The sequence below is a fragment of the Pseudomonas sp. IT-232MI5 genome, assembly GCF_949767845.1.
Taxonomy (GTDB): Bacteria; Pseudomonadota; Gammaproteobacteria; order Pseudomonadales; family Pseudomonadaceae; genus Aquipseudomonas.
The window spans coordinates 378339-396708 of sequence record NZ_CATKQE010000011.1; the positions used below are offsets into that span (position 1 = coordinate 378339).

Sequence of the window (18370 nt, forward strand, 5' to 3'; positions counted from 1 at the left end):
ACCACCAGACAGACTCTGGCAAACCCCACCCGTAAAAACTCCGATACGCCCCCGGTGACCGCGCCAAGTGCAGCGAGGACCACCGTGCATCAGGCGGGGATTTGAAGCGTCCGGTTTCTTCATTGAGCATGCAGTTCTGGCCCCAACTGCCGTGCCCGGATCGCTCAGGCTTTCTCCCTGACGTTCACGTCGAAACATACTCCAAGCGATCTGGCCACCAGCAGGCTGAACAGTATCATTAGGAGAGTGCAAAGGGGTCGAGGGCAGCTGCGCAAACCGGGCTTATCGTGCAGTTGCCAGTTGCACCGGGGGTATTGTTCCAACGAAAGGCCTTATGGCAATGGATGACCGAGGTTTGCTTCAAAACAGCATTAAACACTCATCACCGTAGTACGCACCAATCAGCTAAACACATCACGGACTGAAATTTGTGGAACCGGAAAACTCAAACAATCAAGCCGAGCGCATATAGAAAGTCATACAAGCTTTTAAATACACAATAACTACTCGAACAAATCAAATAGCCTACATAAATTCCCACGCGCTGGCGCCACAGCTTCGTCAAGCCCGATGGCGCCCTTGCAAAAAAAATGGCAATATGCCACTCAAACGCAACAGCCAACCGCACCGATGAAATCTACGATTTTCTTTGCAGGGAGTTAACATGACCGCCAACAACACCGCCCCTAAAACTGATTTAATCGGATTGAGTCGTTTGCGTGAATGCCAAGCGCAAAGCATCAAAGTAGCGTTAGAATACTTAAACTCTGTACTTATACCTAAGCATTCTAAATCATGCCTAATCAGTTTGCCTACCGGTGCCGGAAAGACTGGGGTTATTGCCATTACTGCACACTCTTCAGTTCAGAAACGAATACTGATTCTGTGTCACCGCAGAGCAGTTTGCGATCAACTCATAGAACAGGTACGCGGTCGTTTCTTTGAGAAAGTCGCCTCCACCCATGAAATATCAAAAAAAGAAATTTTCGAAAACATTGAAACGACCAATTCAGACGGAATTTACATTTCTACATTTCAAAAATTGATCAGCCTTAATCACAAGCAACTTCAAGACATCAAGAAAAACATTGATCTAATCATAATCGACGAAGGCCACTCCGAACCTTCACCCGTCTGGAGAACGCTTGTTCGAGAGACAGATGCACACAAGATCATTTTTACTGCCACACCTTACCGAAATGATTTATTTCAATTCGACATCGATGACAACCACCATTATATTTATACGTTCGACGAAGCCCGAAAAAGTGGCATCTTGGCAGAACCGGAATTTTGCACCGCACAAAATCAAGAGGAAATAAAGAAATCCATTCAACTATTCCTATCGGACAATCCAGATACAAAATGCATCGTAAAGTGCAAGGACTTTAAAGCCATCGAGCATTACTATGACTTACTCAACAAAGATTTCCAAGTCCTGGCGATACACGAACAATTCGTCAACGACCCCAGAGACAATGTTAAAGCCCGAACCCCGAAACAACTCCGATCAACTCCGCACAAAGTAATAATCCATCAGCACAAGCTTGATGAAGGGATTGACATCCCGGAGGCCAAACTACTGGTACTTACTTACACGGTAAGTTCAGGCAGGGAGCTTGTTCAGTGCATTGGACGAGTCGTCAGAAATCATGGTGATTCCGCGCCACTCGTTCTTGAAATAAAAAATGATGCCAACGAGAGAATTTGGAAGAATTATCTGATCTTTGACAAATCATTAAAATCCGCCCCTGCCGTGCAAAAATTCATCAGTTCTCTCAACACGAACAGACTGATAGAAACCTATCTCGAGACTTTCCCTGAAGCCAGTTATCACAACAAAAACTTTCTAAAGAAATTCGACTTAAACAATTTCAAACCCGAAGACTCATTAATAATTCCGACAGTTTCGGTATGTTTCATAAACACACATGCAAGCTTCGATATCCAGGCTGCAACGGAGCTATTATGCTCGCGGAGCAATCAAACGGGCGAGCTCGCAAAAAAATTTGGCTTGAACAACGGCATAGTTGTAATCGCCTCGATCGTATTCAACAAATCAAAGTTCCTCACAGAACATTTCTTCTTTGAACCTTCCTTAGAGATAACAATATTTAAAACTCTAAAAAATAACGTTCTTGCCACCTTTGACAGCAGAGGTCGACGCTTCAATAACGACGCAGAGCTTTGCACAGAGCGCGCGTTATCTATCAAAGAACTGCTCAAAGTCACGACGCTGGAAGAAACCTGCAAAACCAAGGAAACAAGCAGTAAATCCATCAGCACCGCAAGAAGAAGGCCGGAAAGAGTTTCCATAAAAGGAGTTGATCTGGATCAGATGGCCAGTCTTCAGAGAAACTCATCTTATAGAATAGCCACGCTCAAATGTGACAACATTGACAGTGAGCACAATTCGCAAAGCAGCTACTACATTGGCGTTGACTCAGGAAGAATTTCAGATCAAAAGAATGGAGAGTTCACGCTAAGTGAACTCAACAAGTGGCTGATCAACATGGAGAAAAACTTTTCAACAAAGAAAACAATCACTAGTAGTCTTCTACATTCGTACGCCAAGCCCATACCTGTCAACACAAATCTCAAAATTGAAAGTGTTATTTTCGACTTTAGTGACTTCTCAAATCCAATCGACATTACCGTCGATGGAGAGCAGATCAAATTAAGCAACAGCTTTCTCTATCTGGAAAACAATAATGGATTGACTCTTGACCCCAAACACCCCCATCTAAAAATAAGAATATCTATTAACAATAAATCTCCGTTCATCACATTCCACACGAGTCATAACATTCTTTACAGACATCGCAACGACGAGGAATACGTCGACGCTACAGACATATTTAATAAGTACCTTCACAAGGTACTCCTTCAAAACGGAGTAAGCTTTTCCGGAGGAGAATTCTACGAAGTCAAACTCCCTACCCAGGGACAATTCAATATAGCTTCGTCAAGCCTCCAAAATATAGTTATTGGCATGCCTGACTTATTAAACCCTAAGCTGGATGAAAAGGGGTACGTGCAAGTAAAAGCGAAGCCAGAAAAGAAAACCATAAAGGTGAACGGTGAAGAGTTCAATACAAATTCCGTATTTTACCTCATCGACCTCATCAAGAACAATGGCTTAACCAACCCCACATCAAACCAATTAGGTCCATTCAGAAACTACATTGCGGGGGCTGACTTGGTTTTTTGCACTGACATGGACACTGAACCGGCAGACTTCATCCTGTCATCTCCCGAAAAACTAGTATATGTGCATATAAAATGCGGAGAACGTAAAAAACCAAAGTCTTCCGCTGGTGCATTAGCAGAGGTTGGCGGCCAGGCTATAAAAAATATTGAAATGCTGATCAGCGGTGAAAAAAGCCTCAAATCGGGCAACGCGACAATTTTGACAAAACCTTGGCCTACCGAAAAATCGCCTGAAACCATTACTGAAAGACTGAGGCTTTTTAACGGCAAGATCGTAAGCTGCAGGGATCAAAGTTCCAGAGACAAGGCTGTTGAAGAAGCATGGAGCGTCATAGGCAGCAGACGTAGGTCGAGTCGTGTGAAAAAAGAGGCGTGGATAATCGCTGCAAACAGCTTTTCAGCAGAGCACTTTGAAGCCGAATTAAATAAAGGGCTAAAGGCACAACCTGAATCCTTGCAAGCTTACCAACTTATTCAAAGCTGGATTTCTACTGCCAATGACAACGATATAGAGTTAAAAATCTTTGTTTCAAAAAAACCATAACGCTCAATTTTCAGGGACCGACAGGGGGCGCGATTTATAAAAACGATTTTCGAATAGCCCTCACTAAAATGTGATATTCGAATAAGAAAACATATAAATCGCCACCACCAGACAGACACTGGCAAATCCCACCTGCAACGCCCGCGCCGGCACCCGTGCACAGAGCTTGCGCCCGATGATCATGCCGACAATGCTGGCGACGATGAACGCCGCGCCCTGCCCGTCAATCCGCACACCGGCGTGGAACGAGCCGATCACGCCAATCGCCGAAATCAGACTGATCACCATCAACGACGTGGCGACAATCCCGCGCATCTGCACGTCGGTCAGTTGCTTGAACGCCGGCACAATCAGAAACCCGCCACCGACACCGAGCAATCCGGACACCACGCCGGTAATTGCGCCTAACGCAGCCAACGTTGCGGTGCATTTGGCGGTCCAGTCAAAGCGCCCGGTTTGTTCATTGAGCATGCAATTCTTCTGGCCCCAACTGGCGTGACCGTGATCGCTCGGCCCCTCCTGCTGACGCTCGCGGCGCAGCATGCGCCAGGCCACCATGACCATCAACAGACTGAACAGGACCATCAGGATTTTCTCCGGCAACTGGTGCGCGAAGTAGATTCCCAACGGCGAGAACACCGCACCCAACGCCGCAATCAACAACGCCGCGCGATAGCGCACCAGGCCATGACGCAGGCCGTCGATGGCACCGACCGCCGCCGCACTGCCGACCGCAAACAGCGCCACCGGCGCCGCTTGCGTCATCGTCCAGCCAAGCCCGAGCACCAGTGCCGGCACCGCAAGAATCCCGCCGCCGGCCCCGGTCAAGCCAAGGACCAACCCCATCACCACGCCAAACAGACTTGCCAGCAACATAGGGTTTTCTCAGTCAACCTTGGACAGACCAGTCAGCCACTCGCGGCCTTTGAGCATGCCGTTCCAGTAGAACCACGGCAGCAAGGTTGCCTTGAGAAACCATGCCGAACGTCGCGCCACGGTCGGATCCAGTGGAAAAGTCGGTAGCAACTTGCCGGCATAACCGAACTCGGCGAGGATCACCTTGCCCTTCTCCACCGTCAGCGGGCAGGAACCATAGCCGTCGTACTTCAGCGGCAGCGGTTGTTGTTTGCGCAGGGCCCGCAGGTTTTCCGCGACCACAACGACTTGCTTGCGCACGGCAGCTGCGGTTTTCGCGTTACTGGTGCCGCAGATATCACCGAGTGCGAATACCTCGGGATAGCGCGGATGCTGAAGGCTGTGCGGGTTGACTTCGCACCAGCCGGCGGCGTCGGCCAACGCGCTTTGTGCGATGAAATCCGGCGAAACCTGCGGCGGCACGACGTGCAGCAGATCGAAGGTTTTCGCCTCGCGGATGACATTGCCATCGGCATCCTTGATCTCGAACCACGCGGTTTTCGCCGGGCCGTCGACCTTGACCAGATTCGAATTGAACGCCAACTGCGCGTTGTACTTTTCGATGTACTTCATCAACGGCGGAACAAACGTCGCCACACCGAACAGCGCGGCGCCGGCCAGGTTGAATTCGACATTGATATTGTTCAGCGCACCGTTTTTACGCCAGTGATCGCAGGACAGGTACAGCGCCTTTTGCGGCGCGCCGGCGCATTTGATCGGCATCGCCGGTTGGGTGAACAGCGCTTTGCCGCCGCGCAGTTTCTGCACCTGATCCCAGGTGTACTGCGCATGCTGATAGCTGTAATTGGAGGTGACGCCGTGCTGGCCGAGGCTTTCCTGCAAACCTTCGATTTTCTCCCAGGCCAGACGCAGGCCGGGGCAGACAATCAGGTTCTGATAGCTGACGGTACGTTGATCATTGAGGGTGAGTTGGCGTTTGTCCGGGTCGATCGCGGTGACTGCCGCTTGCAGCCAGTTCGCTTGCTTTGGCATGACCTTGTTCATCGGCCGTGCGGTGTCTTTGACGTCGTAGGCACCACCGCCGACCAGCGTCCACGCCGGTTGATAGTAATGCTGGGCGCTGGGTTCGATCACGGTAACTTTCAGAGCCGGATCACGTTTGAGCAGACTGGCGACGAAACCGATACCGGCCGTACCGCCGCCGATGACCACGATGTCCGCACTGATGGATGGGCCCCAGTGTTGATCGTTCATTGCTTGTTCCTTTTGCTGCACGCAAGGATTTCTCAGCCTTCACACAAATCCATTGTAGGGGTTGTGTGTTGGCTGGCATTTATTGATGGCCGAGACTTTTCAGCACTGCCCCGCAATACAGTCCGGAGAGAGTTTTCATGACCTGAATGACTTCCGGACTGGCGAGGCCGTAGAAAATGTATTTGCCCTCACGACGGGTCGCGACCAGCCCTTCATCGCGCAGGATGCCCAGTTGCTGCGACAGCGTCGGCTGGCGCACACCGGTCATCTTTTCCAGTTCGCCGACATTGCGTTCGCCCTGGGTCAGTTGACAGAGGATCAGCAGGCGATCCTCATTGGCCATGGCCTTGAGCAAGGCGCAGGCCTTGGAGGCCGAAGCGCGCAGTTGGGCGACTTCACATTCGGTCAGACTGGATTGCATTTGCACGATGCCTTCAAGGTCACTTAAGCTGCGAACATTATGTTTTTAGATAAAGTGTTGCAACCCATTTTCCTCGTTCAGGTTGGTGTCCATGCCCGCGCAGATTGAAGCTTTCCTCGACCCCGCCTCCTCGACCTACAGCTATGTGGTCTATGAAGCCGACGGCGGGCAATGTGCAATCGTCGATCCGGTACTCGATTACGACGGCGCCGCCGGGCGCACCTGCACCGCCCAGGCCGACAAAATCATCGCCTTCGTTCGCGCCCACAACCTGCAAGTGCAGTGGCTGCTGGAAACCCACGCCCACGCCGATCACCTGTCCGCCGCGCCGTATCTGCGCCGAGAGCTGGGCGGGAAAATCGCCATTGGCGAATCGATCAGCAAAGTGCAGAACGTGTTCAAGGCGCTGTTCAATCTGGAGCCGGAGTTCTGCGTTGATGGCTCACAGTTCGATCACCTGTTTGCGCCGAACGAGTCATTCCGGATCGGCAATCTCAAAGCCACTGCCCTGCATGTGCCGGGGCATACACCGGCTGACATGGCCTATCTGATCGATGGCGAGCAGATTTTGGTAGGCGACACCCTGTTCATGCCGGATGTCGGCACCGCGCGTTGCGACTTTCCCGGCGGCAACGCCCATCAGCTGTTCAACTCGATTCACAAACTGCTGGCCTTCCCCGCCAGCGTGAAACTCTACGTTTGCCACGATTACCCGCCCGAGGGCCGCGACGCGCAGTGCCAGACCACCGTCGGTGAGCAGCGCAAAGGCAATATTCATGTGCATGACGGGATCGATGAGGCAGCGTTCGTCGAGATGCGCACAAAACGTGACGCCGGGCTGGGCATGCCGACGCTGCTGCTGCCAGCGATTCAGGTCAATGTGAGAGCGGGGAATTTGCCACCGGCGGAGGAAAACGGTGTGGTTTACCTGAAGATTCCGCTCAATTCCCTATAGGAAAAAACCACCCGCCCCATTGCAGGATTATTTTTCCTACGAACACTGGCGACAGTGATGAACTGGTGAAAATCCTGTAAGCGAGCAGACTCCATTGGGCAAACATTCAATGGAGTTTTCGCAATATGGATATTCGTCGTAATCACCGTGACATGACCGCGCAACAGAAATCCGCATTCATCGATGCCATCCTGAGGCTGAAAAACAACGTCGACAGCGTCCTGCGCCCCGGACAGCAGAGCCGCTACGATGACTTTGTGCAGATCCACAAGAATTCGATGGGCCGGGGCAATCCGCTGGTACCCAATCCGCATCTGAGTCCGCTGTTCTATCCGTGGCATCGAGTTCTGATTCGCCAGTTCGAACTGGCCCTGCAGTCCGCCGCCAGTGACACGACCATCACCCTGCCCTACTGGAACTGGCAACTGACCGGAGCGGACAACCCCTTCACCTCGGACTTCATGGGGTCAAACGGTGACAACCTGCAAGATCAGCGTGTCACCAGCGGCGCGTTTTCCAGGGAGCACTCGCAATTCGATGTCAGGGTCTGGGACGAGGGCGTTGGCAACACCGGCATTCGTCGAAATCTGGGGGCAAGCGGCGCACTGCCCACCCCGCTGGATGTTATTTCGGCCCTGAACAGAACGCCTTACTGGATGAATGAAAGCGGCTGGGAAAACATTTCGGAAAGCCTTTTGCACAATCCGGTACATGCCTGGATTGGCGGCAGCATGGCACAAGCCTCCTCACCCAACGATCCGATATTCTTCCTGCACCACTGCTACCTCGACTCGCTGTGGGAGCGCTGGAAACATCAGCATGCTGGAACCCCAGGCTTTACCAATGAGGCTGGCTCGGCCACCAACGAAACCGTGCTGGTATTTCATCCGGCCAATGAACTGGCGCCCTGGGAGCAAACCTTTACCGTCCAACAAACCCTCTATACCGCGGAACTCGATTACCGATATGACTACATCTGACTTCAGTTACCTAGCGTCAGGCCGTTCGCTGGCAAGGGCAATGCAGTCTTGTAGCGCACCTGTTTGAGCGCAAAGCTCGATCGGATATTCGCCACACCGGGAACCTTGGTGAGGAAGTCCATCATGAAGCGTTCCAGCGACTGAATCGTCGGCACCAGGACCCGGATGAGGTAATCCGGGTCTCCGGCCATGAGGTAGCACTCCATCACTTCCGGGCGATCGGAGATCGCCTCTTCGAAATGCTGCAGCGCTTCCTCAACCTGCTTTTCCAGGCTGACGTGAATAAACACGTTCACATGCAGCCCCAGCAGATCAGCATCCAGCAGCGTGACCTGCTCGCGAATCAGGCCCAATTCTTCCATGGCCTTGACCCGGTTGAAGCACGGCGTTGGTGACAGGTTTACCGAGCGTGCGAGGTCGGCGTTGGTGATGCGCGCATTCTCCTGAAGGCTGTTGAGAATGCCGATGTCGGTACGGTCCAGTTTGCGCATGAGACAAAACCACCTGTTTTTTATGTTTATGCAGAATTTCTATCTGCAAATCGTCTCCAGCGCAACGAAACAGAGATAAATATTCTTCTTGCCCGGGCCTATGATTGTTGTAGGACAAGATTTCTTCTACCGAAGAATGACTGCCAGCTCACTACAAGAAATTCACAAGATCGAGCGTAGAAGCCATGACCCAAGCGTATGAACCGCTGCGTCTGCACGTCCCTGAACCCTCGGGCCGTCCAGGCTGCAAAACCGATTTTTCCTACCTGCATCTGACCGATGCCGGTACGGTGCGCAAACCTTCCATCGACGTCGAACCTGCCGACACCGCCGACCTGGCGCGTGGGCTGATTCGCGTGCTCGACGATCAGGGCAACGCCCTCGGCCCATGGGCCGAAAACGTGCCGGTCGAGATTCTGCGTAAAGGCATGCGCGCCATGCTCAAGACGCGCATCTACGACAACCGCATGGTGGTCGCCCAGCGTCAGAAAAAAATGTCGTTTTACATGCAAAGCCTTGGCGAAGAAGCCATCGGCAGCGCTCAGGCCCTGGCCTTGAACATCGACGACATGTGCTTTCCGACCTATCGCCAGCAAAGCATTCTGATGGCCCGCGAAGTGCCTTTGGTCGACCTGATCTGCCAACTGCTGTCCAACGAGCGCGATCCGCTCAAAGGCCGCCAGTTGCCGATCATGTACTCGGTCAAGGAAGCCGGTTTCTTCACCATCTCCGGCAACCTCGCGACCCAGTTCATTCAGGCCGTCGGCTGGGGCATGGCCTCAGCGATCAAGGGCGACACGAAAATCGCCTCGGCATGGATCGGCGACGGCGCCACCGCCGAATCGGACTTCCATACCGCCCTCACCTTCGCTCACGTTTATCGTGCGCCGGTGATCCTCAACGTCGTGAATAACCAATGGGCGATTTCGACCTTCCAGGCCATCGCCGGTGGTGAAGCCACCACCTTCGCCGGACGCGGCGTCGGTTGCGGCATCGCTTCGCTGCGCGTGGATGGCAACGACTTCTACGCAGTTTATGCCGCCTCTGCCTGGGCCGCTGAGCGCGCCCGCCGCAACCTCGGCCCGACCATGATCGAATGGGTCACCTACCGCGCTGGTCCGCACTCGACCTCCGACGATCCGTCGAAATACCGCCCGGCCGATGACTGGAGCCACTTCCCGCTCGGCGACCCGATCGCCCGCCTCAAGCAACACTTGATCAAGGTCGGTCACTGGTCTGACGAAGAGCACGCTGCCGTCAGCGCCGAGCTCGAAGCCGAAGTGATTGCCGCGCAGAAACAGGCCGAACAGTACGGCACCCTCGCCGGCGGCCAGATTCCAAGCGCCGCGACCATGTTCGAAGACGTCTACAAAGAGATGCCGGAGCACTTGAAGCGCCAGCGTCAGCAGTTGGGGATCTGACATGAACGATCACAACAACAATATTCAGTTGGAAACCGCTATGACCACGACCACCATGACCATGATCCAGGCCCTGCGCTCGGCCATGGATGTGATGCTTGAGCGTGACGACAATGTCGTGGTGTTCGGTCAGGACGTCGGTTACTTCGGCGGCGTGTTCCGTTGCACCGAGGGCCTGCAGACCAAGTACGGCACCTCCCGCGTATTCGACGCACCGATCTCGGAAAGTGGCATCGTCGGCGTGGCCGTCGGCATGGGCGCGTACGGTCTGCGTCCGGTCGCCGAGATCCAGTTCGCCGACTACGTCTACCCCGCCTCCGACCAGATCATTTCCGAAGCGGCGCGCCTGCGTTATCGCTCGGCTGGCGAGTTCACCGCACCGATGACCCTGCGCATGCCATGCGGCGGCGGCATCTATGGCGGTCAGACCCACAGCCAGAGTATCGAGGCGATGTTCACTCAGGTGTGCGGCTTGCGCACGGTGATGCCGTCCAACCCGTATGACGCCAAAGGCCTGCTGATCGCCTCCATCGAAAACGATGACCCGGTGATCTTCCTCGAGCCGAAACGCCTGTACAACGGCCCGTTCGATGGCCACCACGACCGCCCGGTAACGCCGTGGTCGAAACACCCGCAAGCCCAGGTTCCGGACGGCTACTACACCGTGCCGCTGGACGTTGCTGCGATTACCCGTCCGGGCAAGGACGTCACCGTGCTGACTTACGGCACCACCGTTTACGTGTCGCAAGTCGCTGCCGAAGAAAGCGGCGTGGATGCAGAAGTCATCGACCTGCGCAGCCTGTGGCCGCTGGACCTGGAAACCATCGTCAAATCGGTGAAGAAAACCGGCCGCTGCGTGGTGGTTCACGAAGCCACCCGCACCTGCGGTTTCGGCGCCGAACTGGTGTCGCTGGTGCAAGAGCATTGCTTCCATCACCTGGAAGCGCCGATCGAACGCGTCACCGGTTGGGACACCCCCTACCCGCACGCGCAGGAGTGGGCGTATTTCCCAGGGCCGTCCCGAGTGGGCGCAGCGCTGAAACGGGTTATGGAGGTCTGAATGGGCACGCACGTTATCAAGATGCCAGACATCGGCGAAGGCATCGCAGAAGTAGAACTGTCGCAGTGGCACGTCAAGGTTGGCGATCTGGTGGTTGAAGATCAGGTGCTGGCGGATGTGATGACCGACAAGGCGATGGTCGATATTCCGTCGCCAGTGCACGGGAAAGTGATTGCGCTCGGCGGTCAGCCGGGTGAGGTGATGGCGGTTGGCAGTGTGCTGATCAGCATTGAGGTTGAAGGTGCCGGTAACTTGAAAGAGTCCGCCGCACCCGCGCCGGTCAAAGAAGCACCTGCGGCGCCGAAAGTTGAAGCCGTTGTTGAAAGTAAACCTGCTCCAGCCGCCCCGCGTCCGGCTGCTGTTTGCCAAGGCCCGATGGTTGCTCGCGAAGCGGACGAACGCCCGCTCGCTTCGCCAGCCGTGCGCAAACACGCGCTGGATCTGGGGATTCAATTGCGCCTGGTACGCGGCACTGGCCCGGCCGGTCGCGTGCTGCACGAAGACCTTGAAGCCTATCTGGCACAAGGTCAGTCCAACGTTTCAGCGCCAGTCGCCGCCGCTTACGCCCAACGTAACGACGAAGAACAGATTCAAGTCATCGGCATGCGCCGCAAGATCGCCCAGCGCATGCAGGATGCTACCCAGCGTGCCGCGCATTTCAGCTACGTCGAAGAAATCGACGTCACCGCGATTGAAGAACTGCGCGCGCATCTCAATGAAAAACACGGCGCCAGCCGTGGCAAGTTGACCTTGCTGCCGTTCCTCGTCCGCGCGCTGGTCGTTGCCCTGCGCGACTTCCCGCAGATGAACGCCCGTTACGATGACGAAGCCCAGGTCATCACCCGCCTCGGTGCGGTGCATGTCGGCGTCGCCACGCAAAGCGATGTCGGCCTGATGGTGCCCGTGGTGCGTCATGCCGAAGCGCGCAGCCTGTGGGACAGCGCCGCGGAAATCTCGCGTTTGGCCAACGCCGCGCGCAATGGCAAGGCCAGCCGCGATGAATTGTCCGGCTCGACCATCACCCTGACCAGCCTCGGTGCATTGGGCGGTATTGTCAGCACGCCAGTGTTGAACCTGCCGGAAGTGGCGATCGTCGGCGTCAACAAAATCGTCGAACGGCCAATGGTCGTCAAAGGCCAGGTGGTGATCCGCAAGATGATGAACCTCTCCAGTTCCTTCGATCACCGCGTGGTCGACGGCATGGACGCGGCCCTCTTCATCCAGGCCATTCGTGGCTTGATCGAACAACCTGCCACTTTGTTTGTGGAGTAAGGCGCGCATGCAATCTCTGAACACTACGCTGCTGATCATCGGCGGCGGCCCTGGCGGTTATGTGACGGCGATCCGCGCCGGGCAACTGGGCATTCCAACGATTCTGGTCGAAGGCCAATCGCTGGGCGGCACCTGCCTGAACATCGGCTGCATCCCGTCGAAAGCGCTGATTCATGTGGCTGAGCAGTTTCACCAGACCCAGCACCACAGCCAGCATTCGGCGCTGGGCATCAGCGTTGCCGCGCCGAGCCTCGACATCACTAAAAGCGTCGAGTGGAAGGACGGCATCGTTGATCGTCTGACCACCGGCGTCGCTGCCTTGCTGAAAAAGAACAAGGTTCAGGTCATCAATGGCTGGGCCAAAGTCATCGACGGTAAAACCGTGGATGTCGGCGACACGCGCATCCAGTGCGAGCACTTGGTGCTGGCCACCGGTTCGACCAGCGTCAATCTGCCGATCCTGCCGATTGGCGGGCCGATCATCTCCTCCACCGAAGCGCTGGCGCCGACATCCGTGCCGAAACGCCTCGTCGTAGTTGGCGGTGGTTACATCGGTCTGGAACTGGGCATTGCTTATCGCAAGCTTGGCGCCGAGGTCAGTGTGGTCGAGGCGCAGGATCGTATTCTGCCGGCCTACGACGCTGAACTGACGCAACCGGTGCATGACGCGTTGAAGCAACTGGGCGTTAAGTTGTATTTGAAACACAGCGTGCTGGGTTTCGATGGCACCTTGCAGGTGCGCGACCCTGAGGGCGAAACCCTCAACCTGGAAACCGATCAGGTGCTGGTCGCCGTCGGCCGCAAACCGAATACCCAGGGCTGGAACCTCGAAGCGCTGAATCTGGATATGAACGGTTCGGCGATCAAGATCGACAGCCGCTGCCAGACCAGTATGCGCAACGTTTACGCCATCGGCGATCTGAGCGGCGAGCCGATGCTGGCCCACCGCGCCATGGCCCAAGGCGAAATGGTTGCCGAGTTGATCAGCGGCAAGACCCGTGAATTCAACCCGACCGCCATCGCTGCCGTGTGCTTCACCGACCCGGAACTGGTGGTGGTCGGCAAGACCCCGGACGAGGCTAAAGCTGCGGGTCTGGACTGCATTGTTTCCAGCTTCCCGTTCGCCGCCAATGGTCGGGCGATGACGCTGGAGTCGAAAAGCGGCTTCGTGCGCGTGGTCGCTCGTCGGGATAATCATGTGATTGTTGGCTGGCAGGCTGTGGGCGTTGGCGTGTCGGAGTTGTCGACAGCGTTTGCGCAAAGCCTGGAAATGGGCGCGCGGCTGGAAGACATCGGCGGCACCATTCATGCGCATCCGACCTTGGGTGAAGCAGTGCAGGAAGCGGCGTTGCGTGCCCTCGGGCATGCGTTGCACCTGTAGCTGCGGTGATCGTTCCCACGCTCTGCGTGGGAATGCAGCCGGGGACGCTCTGCGTCCCAAAAGTCGAACGCGGAGCGTCCGATGAAGCATTCCCACGCAGAGCGTAGGAACGATCAAGCGTGGGAACGATCAGTGGAGCGAATTCCGGCTGCGAAACCGCTCAAGAATGAAGTATTGTTGTGCCCATCCAAAAAACGTCAGAAGCCTTGAACCGTTTCGACGGTTGTTCAGTGATAGAGGGTGTCATGGGTAACGAAAGCATCAATTGGGACAAGCTGGGTTTTGACTACATCAAGACCGACAAGCGCTATCTGTCGTACTTTCGCGATGGCGAGTGGGACAAAGGCACCCTGACCGAAGATAACGTGCTGCACATCAGCGAAGGCTCGACGGCCCTTCACTATGGCCAGCAGTGCTTCGAAGGCATGAAGGCCTATCGTTGCAAGGACGGCTCGATCAACCTGTTCCGCCCGGACCAGAACGCCCTGCGCATGCAACGCAGCTGCGCGCGTCTGCTGATGCCGACGGTCGACACCGAGCAGTTCATCGAAGCGTGCAAAGCCGTGGTTCGCGCCAACGAGCGCTTTATCCCGCCATACGGCACTGGCGGCGCGCTGTACCTGCGTCCGTTCGTGATCGGCGTCGGTGACAACATCGGTGTGCGCACCGCACCCGAGTTCATCTTCTCGATTTTCTGCATTCCGGTCGGTGCTTACTTCAAGGGCGGCCTGACCCCGCACAACTTCCAGATCTCCAGCTACGACCGAGCCGCCCCACAAGGCACCGGCGCAGCCAAGGTCGGCGGCAACTACGCCGCCAGCCTGATGCCGGGCTCGAAAGCGAAGAAAGCCAACTTCGCCGACGCGATCTATCTCGATCCGATGACCCACACCAAAATCGAAGAAGTCGGCTCGGCCAACTTCTTCGGGATCACCCACGACAACAAGTTCATCACCCCGAACTCGCCGTCGGTGCTGCCAGGCATCACCCGCCTGTCGTTGATCGAACTGGCCAAGACCCGTCTGGGCCTGGAAGTGGTTGAAGGCGACGTGCTGATCGACAAGCTGTCGGACTTCAAGGAAGCCGGCGCTTGCGGTACTGCTGCGGTTATCACGCCGATCGGTGGCATCAGCTACAACGACCATCTGCATGTGTTCCATAGCGAGACCGAAGTGGGCCCTGTGACCCAGAAGCTCTACAAAGAGCTGACTGGCGTGCAGACCGGCGACATCGAAGCGCCAGCGGGTTGGATTGTCAAGGTTTGATCTGACGGCGATTGATGTAGAAAAGCCCTCCACCGAGTGATTGGTGGGGGGCTTTTTTATGGCGTTTGGCGGGGATTGTTGTGTAGGGCTTGAGATCTTTTCCCCCTCACCCCAGCCCTCTCCCCCAGGGGGCGAGGGGGAAAGGGAGGCGATTTTTGTGCTTTTCAAAACCTGAGTTCGACTTGATCGTTCAGGTCGATGTAGTACGCGAGAACACCTCGGTCGGCCCCCTCTCCCTACGGGCGGTCCGACGTTTCGGGAGGGCTGGGGTGAGGGTAAGCTCTTAGCTCTTCAAGGCAATCCGTTTACCTGCGCGACTGGCAATCCCGCTCGCCTGCCCATTCTGCTGCTTGCCCATCCGCGCCTGCGTAATCAACCCTGGAATCAACTCCCCCTCCGGCAAATTCTTCCAGAACCGCGCCGGCAAATGCCCCTGCATGACCTTCTCGTTCAACCGCGCCGGATTGAAGATGTGGCTGTAATAGGTCAGCCACAGATCACCATGAGGATCGTCGACATTCTGCGCCAACTGCTGCCATTCCAGCGGGCATTGACGCTGATGGATCAGTTGCTCGCCATCGTAATAAACCCCATCGCGCGGCGTGGCGATCAACCAGCGATGCCGGCCCATCCTCCCGATGAAATGCTCACTGGCGCTGTGCAGTATGTCGTGGGCCGGCTCATGCCACGCCACGTATTGCGGACCTGCGCTGGATGACGGGCGTTCGATGAAACGCACAAACGCATGCAGATGATGGGCTTCTCGATTCACTTGTTTGATCCGTCGCTGCAACTCACTGCCGAGTTTGTCACCGGCCATCATCGCCGTGCGGTCGCCGTGGCTGACGCGCCACAACACTTCATACAACAGGCTCCAGCGTTGATCGCCGCGATAGCGTGAGGCTTGTTCCAAGGTGTCGATCAGCGCACGTGGGATCCTCGCCATAAACGGCCGCTGCCCTTCAGGCACCGGCTCATCACTGGCAAACAGATCAGCCACGCCTTGCGAAGCCCAGCTCACCAGACTCGGATCGACTTCATGGCTCAGCAGCCAGCGCGCCTGCTGGCGCCAGGTATCGAACAAATCGTCGCAATCAAGATTGATCATCCCCACAGCCCCATCTGCTGCGGCATCGGCCGGTCGCGCAATTGCTGATAGAGCATATGGCTGGTGACCTCGGCCTGCTGCGGGTGGTAGTCGCTGGTGATGATGAACGGCTTGGCCTTGGCCAGCACGCAGCGCATACGCGCGACGTCTTCGTAGCGAATGCGCCGCTGTCGGCGCAGCTCGACCAGACGTTCGGTGGTGCGCAAGCCGATACCGGGAATACGCGCGATCAAGGAGGCTTCGGCACGGTTCAGATCCAGCGGGAACACCTCGCGATTCTGCAACGCCCAAGCCAGTTTCGGGTCGATGTCCAACGCCAGATTGCCCGGCCCCTTGAGCAATTCATCAGCGCTGTAGCCGTAACTGCGCAGGAGAAAATCGGCCTGATACAAACGGTGCTCGCGCATCAGCGGCGGCGCAGCCAGCGGCACGCTTTTCGGGCTGTCGGGGATCGGGCTGAAGGCCGAATAGTAGACCCGGCGCAGACGGAAGTTGCCGTACAAGGCCTGCGCGCTGTGGAGGATGGTGCTGTCATCGGTGTCGTCGGCGCCGACAATCAATTGCGTGCTCTGCCCGGCTGGAGCGAATTTCGCCGAGCGCGGTTCGTTCAACACGGTCTGCACGCCGGTGTAGATGGTGTTCATCGCCTGCTTGATCGACTTGATGTCCTTCTCCGGCGCCAGCACTTGCAGGCTGGCATCGGTCGGCAGTTCGATGTTGACGCTCAGGCGATCGGCGTAGCGCCCTGCTTCTTCGATCAATGCCGGATCGGCTTCGGGAATGGTCTTGAGATGGATGTAGCCGCGAAACTCATGCTCTTCGCGCAGCAGCTTCGCCACCCGCACCAGTTGTTCCATGGTGTAGTCCGCCGAGCGAATGATGCCGGAACTGAGAAACAGTCCGCTGACGCAGTTGCGCCGGTAGAAATCCATGGTCAGCGCGACGACTTCTTCGGGGGTGAAGCGTGCGCGCGGGACATCACTGGAGCGGCGGTTGACGCAGTACTGGCAATCGTAAAGGCAGAAATTGGTCAGCAGAATCTTCAACAATGACACGCAGCGGCCGTCCGGCGTGTAGCTGTGGCAGATGCCCATGCCATCGGTCGAACCCAGCCCGCTCTTGCCCTCGGAGCTGCGCTTGGGCGCGCCGCTGCTCGCGCAGGAGGCGTCGTACTTGGCGGCGTCGGCGAGGATGCTCAGCTTGTCGATGATTTGCATGGCGCGGGCTCTATACTGTTTGCATATACAGTATAGGGTCGTCTGCGGTGATACAAGGTGGCAGATGCGCCCCTCGTCGGTCAGAAACGCAAAATCAAAAGATCGCAGCCTTCGGCAGCTCCTACAGGAGTCGCGTACACCCAATAAATCTCAGCCCTACCCAATCCATGTAGGAGCTGCCGAAGGCTGCGATCCTTTGATCTTGTGGTTTTCAATCGGCAACTCAACACCAAACCGCGCGCTGATCTCCTTGCGCCCTAGCGCCGTCAACGCCAGCGCCCGACTGTCCAGATCCTGGGTCACCCAGTTGCGCTTCAACGCGGTCTGCAACAACGCCGCGCCTAGCGAGCCACCGAGATGCGGCCGGCGCATGCTCCAGTCCAGGCACGGGCAGGCAAATTTGCGGCGCAGCGTCGTCAAATCCTGCACGTCTATTCCCAAACCAAGAAACAACGCCTCGCCACTGTCACTCAAGCGATAGGCCTGCTCGTCGGTTGCCACCAGCCAACCGGCTGCGATCAAGCGGTCATGCAGCATCACCGCCAGCGTCCCTGCCATATGGTCATAGCAGGTGCGCGCGAATTGCAGGCGATCCGGGGTGTGAGGCTTGAACGTCGGCGCGGCGCTCTGGCCAATCACCATCAACGCTTCCAGCGCCTGCGCCACGCGCTGATCGGCAAGGCTGTAATAGCGATGGCGGCCCTGCACATGCAGGCGCAGCAGGGCCAGGTCCTTGAGTTTCGCCAAGTGAACACTCGCGGTCGAGGCGCTGACTTCGGCGATCGTCGCCAGCTCGGTGCTGGTGCGGGCGTGGCCGTCCATCAGCGAACAGAGAATTTTCGTCCGCGCCGGCTCGGCGATGGCGGCGGCCACCTGCGATACGCCGATGTCTTGATGTTCTGCGTGCATAGTTCG

General features: G+C 56.4%; 15 protein-coding genes. 8 read left to right on the top strand and 7 right to left on the bottom strand.

Annotated elements, in window-relative coordinates:
• The first annotated feature begins 664 nt into the window (after positions 1 to 664).
• Positions 665 to 3754: a DEAD/DEAH box helicase gene (locus ACM6JQ_RS10535; RefSeq protein WP_414893734.1), complete on the top strand. Its 3090-nt coding sequence runs from the start codon at positions 665 to 667 to the stop codon at positions 3752 to 3754.
• Positions 3755 to 3817: 63 nt separating this feature from the next.
• Here ACM6JQ_RS10535 and ACM6JQ_RS10540 read toward each other — a convergent pair whose 3' ends face one another.
• From ACM6JQ_RS10540 to ACM6JQ_RS10550, 3 genes are all read right to left on the bottom strand, one after another.
• Positions 3818 to 4630: a sulfite exporter TauE/SafE family protein gene (locus tag ACM6JQ_RS10540; RefSeq protein ID WP_414893735.1), complete on the bottom strand. Its 813-nt coding sequence runs from the start codon at positions 4628 to 4630 to the stop codon at positions 3818 to 3820.
• A 9-nt stretch (positions 4631 to 4639) separates the two neighbouring features.
• Positions 4640 to 5884, bottom strand: a complete 1245-nt coding sequence (locus ACM6JQ_RS10545; protein ID WP_414893736.1) for an FAD-dependent oxidoreductase — start codon at positions 5882 to 5884, stop codon at positions 4640 to 4642.
• Between the two features lie 79 nt (positions 5885 to 5963).
• Complete coding sequence (locus ACM6JQ_RS10550; protein ID WP_007915092.1) at positions 5964 to 6305, bottom strand: ArsR/SmtB family transcription factor; 342 nt, start codon at positions 6303 to 6305, stop codon at positions 5964 to 5966.
• 91 nt (positions 6306 to 6396) lie between these two features.
• Here ACM6JQ_RS10550 and ACM6JQ_RS10555 point away from each other — a divergent pair, with 91 nt between their 5' ends.
• Positions 6397 to 7260 carry an MBL fold metallo-hydrolase gene (locus ACM6JQ_RS10555; protein WP_414893737.1) on the top strand — a complete coding sequence of 288 codons (864 nt, stop codon included), beginning with the start codon at positions 6397 to 6399 and terminating at the stop codon, positions 7258 to 7260.
• Positions 7261 to 7385: 125 nt separating this feature from the next.
• Entirely contained in the window at positions 7386 to 8240 is an 855-nt protein-coding gene (locus tag ACM6JQ_RS10560) for a tyrosinase family protein (protein ID WP_414893738.1), read from the top strand.
• Between the two features lie 2 nt (positions 8241 to 8242).
• Here ACM6JQ_RS10560 and bkdR read toward each other — a convergent pair whose 3' ends face one another.
• Positions 8243 to 8731 (bottom strand): Bkd operon transcriptional regulator BkdR, encoded by a 489-nt coding sequence (gene bkdR / locus ACM6JQ_RS10565; RefSeq protein WP_007915088.1) that lies wholly within the window; start codon positions 8729 to 8731, stop codon positions 8243 to 8245.
• Positions 8732 to 8916: 185 nt separating this feature from the next.
• Here bkdR and ACM6JQ_RS10570 point away from each other — a divergent pair, with 185 nt between their 5' ends.
• The 5 genes from ACM6JQ_RS10570 (at position 8917) to ACM6JQ_RS10590 (ending at position 15130) form a co-directional block, all read left to right on the top strand.
• Positions 8917 to 10152: a 3-methyl-2-oxobutanoate dehydrogenase (2-methylpropanoyl-transferring) subunit alpha gene (locus ACM6JQ_RS10570; RefSeq protein WP_007915086.1), complete on the top strand. Its 1236-nt coding sequence runs from the start codon at positions 8917 to 8919 to the stop codon at positions 10150 to 10152.
• Position 10153: 1 nt separating this feature from the next.
• A complete protein-coding gene (locus ACM6JQ_RS10575) occupies positions 10154 to 11212 on the top strand; it encodes an alpha-ketoacid dehydrogenase subunit beta (protein WP_003224000.1) in 1059 nt (352 codons plus the stop codon).
• Complete coding sequence (locus ACM6JQ_RS10580) at positions 11213 to 12484, top strand: dihydrolipoamide acetyltransferase family protein (protein ID WP_007915075.1); 1272 nt, start codon at positions 11213 to 11215, stop codon at positions 12482 to 12484.
• A 7-nt stretch (positions 12485 to 12491) separates the two neighbouring features.
• Complete coding sequence (lpdA, locus tag ACM6JQ_RS10585; protein ID WP_095113619.1) at positions 12492 to 13865, top strand: dihydrolipoyl dehydrogenase; 1374 nt, start codon at positions 12492 to 12494, stop codon at positions 13863 to 13865.
• A 245-nt stretch (positions 13866 to 14110) separates the two neighbouring features.
• Complete coding sequence (locus tag ACM6JQ_RS10590) at positions 14111 to 15130, top strand: branched-chain amino acid aminotransferase (RefSeq protein ID WP_007915073.1); 1020 nt, start codon at positions 14111 to 14113, stop codon at positions 15128 to 15130.
• A 283-nt stretch (positions 15131 to 15413) separates the two neighbouring features.
• Here the strand turns inward: ACM6JQ_RS10590 and ACM6JQ_RS10595 are convergent, their stop codons facing one another.
• The 3 genes from ACM6JQ_RS10595 to ACM6JQ_RS10605 all read right to left on the bottom strand — a co-directional run bounded on the left by ACM6JQ_RS10595 (position 15414) and on the right by ACM6JQ_RS10605 (position 18364).
• Complete coding sequence (locus ACM6JQ_RS10595) at positions 15414 to 16238, bottom strand: TIGR03915 family putative DNA repair protein (protein ID WP_414893739.1); 825 nt, start codon at positions 16236 to 16238, stop codon at positions 15414 to 15416.
• Complete coding sequence (locus ACM6JQ_RS10600; protein WP_134176637.1) at positions 16235 to 17455, bottom strand: putative DNA modification/repair radical SAM protein; 1221 nt, start codon at positions 17453 to 17455, stop codon at positions 16235 to 16237. The genes ACM6JQ_RS10595 and ACM6JQ_RS10600 overlap by 4 nt, the downstream gene beginning before the upstream one ends.
• Before the next feature lie 156 nt (positions 17456 to 17611).
• A complete protein-coding gene (locus ACM6JQ_RS10605) occupies positions 17612 to 18364 on the bottom strand; it encodes an ArsR/SmtB family transcription factor (RefSeq protein WP_414893740.1) in 753 nt (250 codons plus the stop codon).
• Positions 18365 to 18370 lie beyond the last annotated feature (6 nt).

Bases quoted from the DNA above. Each gene is read 5' to 3' on its own strand.
- ACM6JQ_RS10535 (WP_414893734.1), top strand. From the start codon at position 665: ATGACCGCCAACAACACCGCCCCTAAAACTGATTTAATCGGATTGAGT.
- ACM6JQ_RS10540 (WP_414893735.1), bottom strand. From the start codon at position 4,630: ATGTTGCTGGCAAGTCTGTTTGGCGTGGTGATGGGGTTGGTCCTTGGC.
- ACM6JQ_RS10545 (WP_414893736.1), bottom strand. From the start codon at position 5,884: ATGAACGATCAACACTGGGGCCCATCCATCAGTGCGGACATCGTGGTC.
- ACM6JQ_RS10550 (WP_007915092.1), bottom strand. From the start codon at position 6,305: ATGCAATCCAGTCTGACCGAATGTGAAGTCGCCCAACTGCGCGCTTCG.
- ACM6JQ_RS10555 (WP_414893737.1), top strand. From the start codon at position 6,397: ATGCCCGCGCAGATTGAAGCTTTCCTCGACCCCGCCTCCTCGACCTAC.
- ACM6JQ_RS10560 (WP_414893738.1), top strand. From the start codon at position 7,386: ATGGATATTCGTCGTAATCACCGTGACATGACCGCGCAACAGAAATCC.
- bkdR (WP_007915088.1), bottom strand. From the start codon at position 8,731: ATGCGCAAACTGGACCGTACCGACATCGGCATTCTCAACAGCCTTCAG.
- ACM6JQ_RS10570 (WP_007915086.1), top strand. From the start codon at position 8,917: ATGACCCAAGCGTATGAACCGCTGCGTCTGCACGTCCCTGAACCCTCG.
- ACM6JQ_RS10575 (WP_003224000.1), top strand. From the start codon at position 10,154: ATGAACGATCACAACAACAATATTCAGTTGGAAACCGCTATGACCACG.
- ACM6JQ_RS10580 (WP_007915075.1), top strand. From the start codon at position 11,213: ATGGGCACGCACGTTATCAAGATGCCAGACATCGGCGAAGGCATCGCA.
- lpdA (WP_095113619.1), top strand. From the start codon at position 12,492: ATGCAATCTCTGAACACTACGCTGCTGATCATCGGCGGCGGCCCTGGC.
- ACM6JQ_RS10590 (WP_007915073.1), top strand. From the start codon at position 14,111: ATGGGTAACGAAAGCATCAATTGGGACAAGCTGGGTTTTGACTACATC.
- ACM6JQ_RS10595 (WP_414893739.1), bottom strand. From the start codon at position 16,238: ATGATCAATCTTGATTGCGACGATTTGTTCGATACCTGGCGCCAGCAG.
- ACM6JQ_RS10600 (WP_134176637.1), bottom strand. From the start codon at position 17,455: ATGCAAATCATCGACAAGCTGAGCATCCTCGCCGACGCCGCCAAGTAC.
- ACM6JQ_RS10605 (WP_414893740.1), bottom strand. From the start codon at position 18,364: ATGCACGCAGAACATCAAGACATCGGCGTATCGCAGGTGGCCGCCGCC.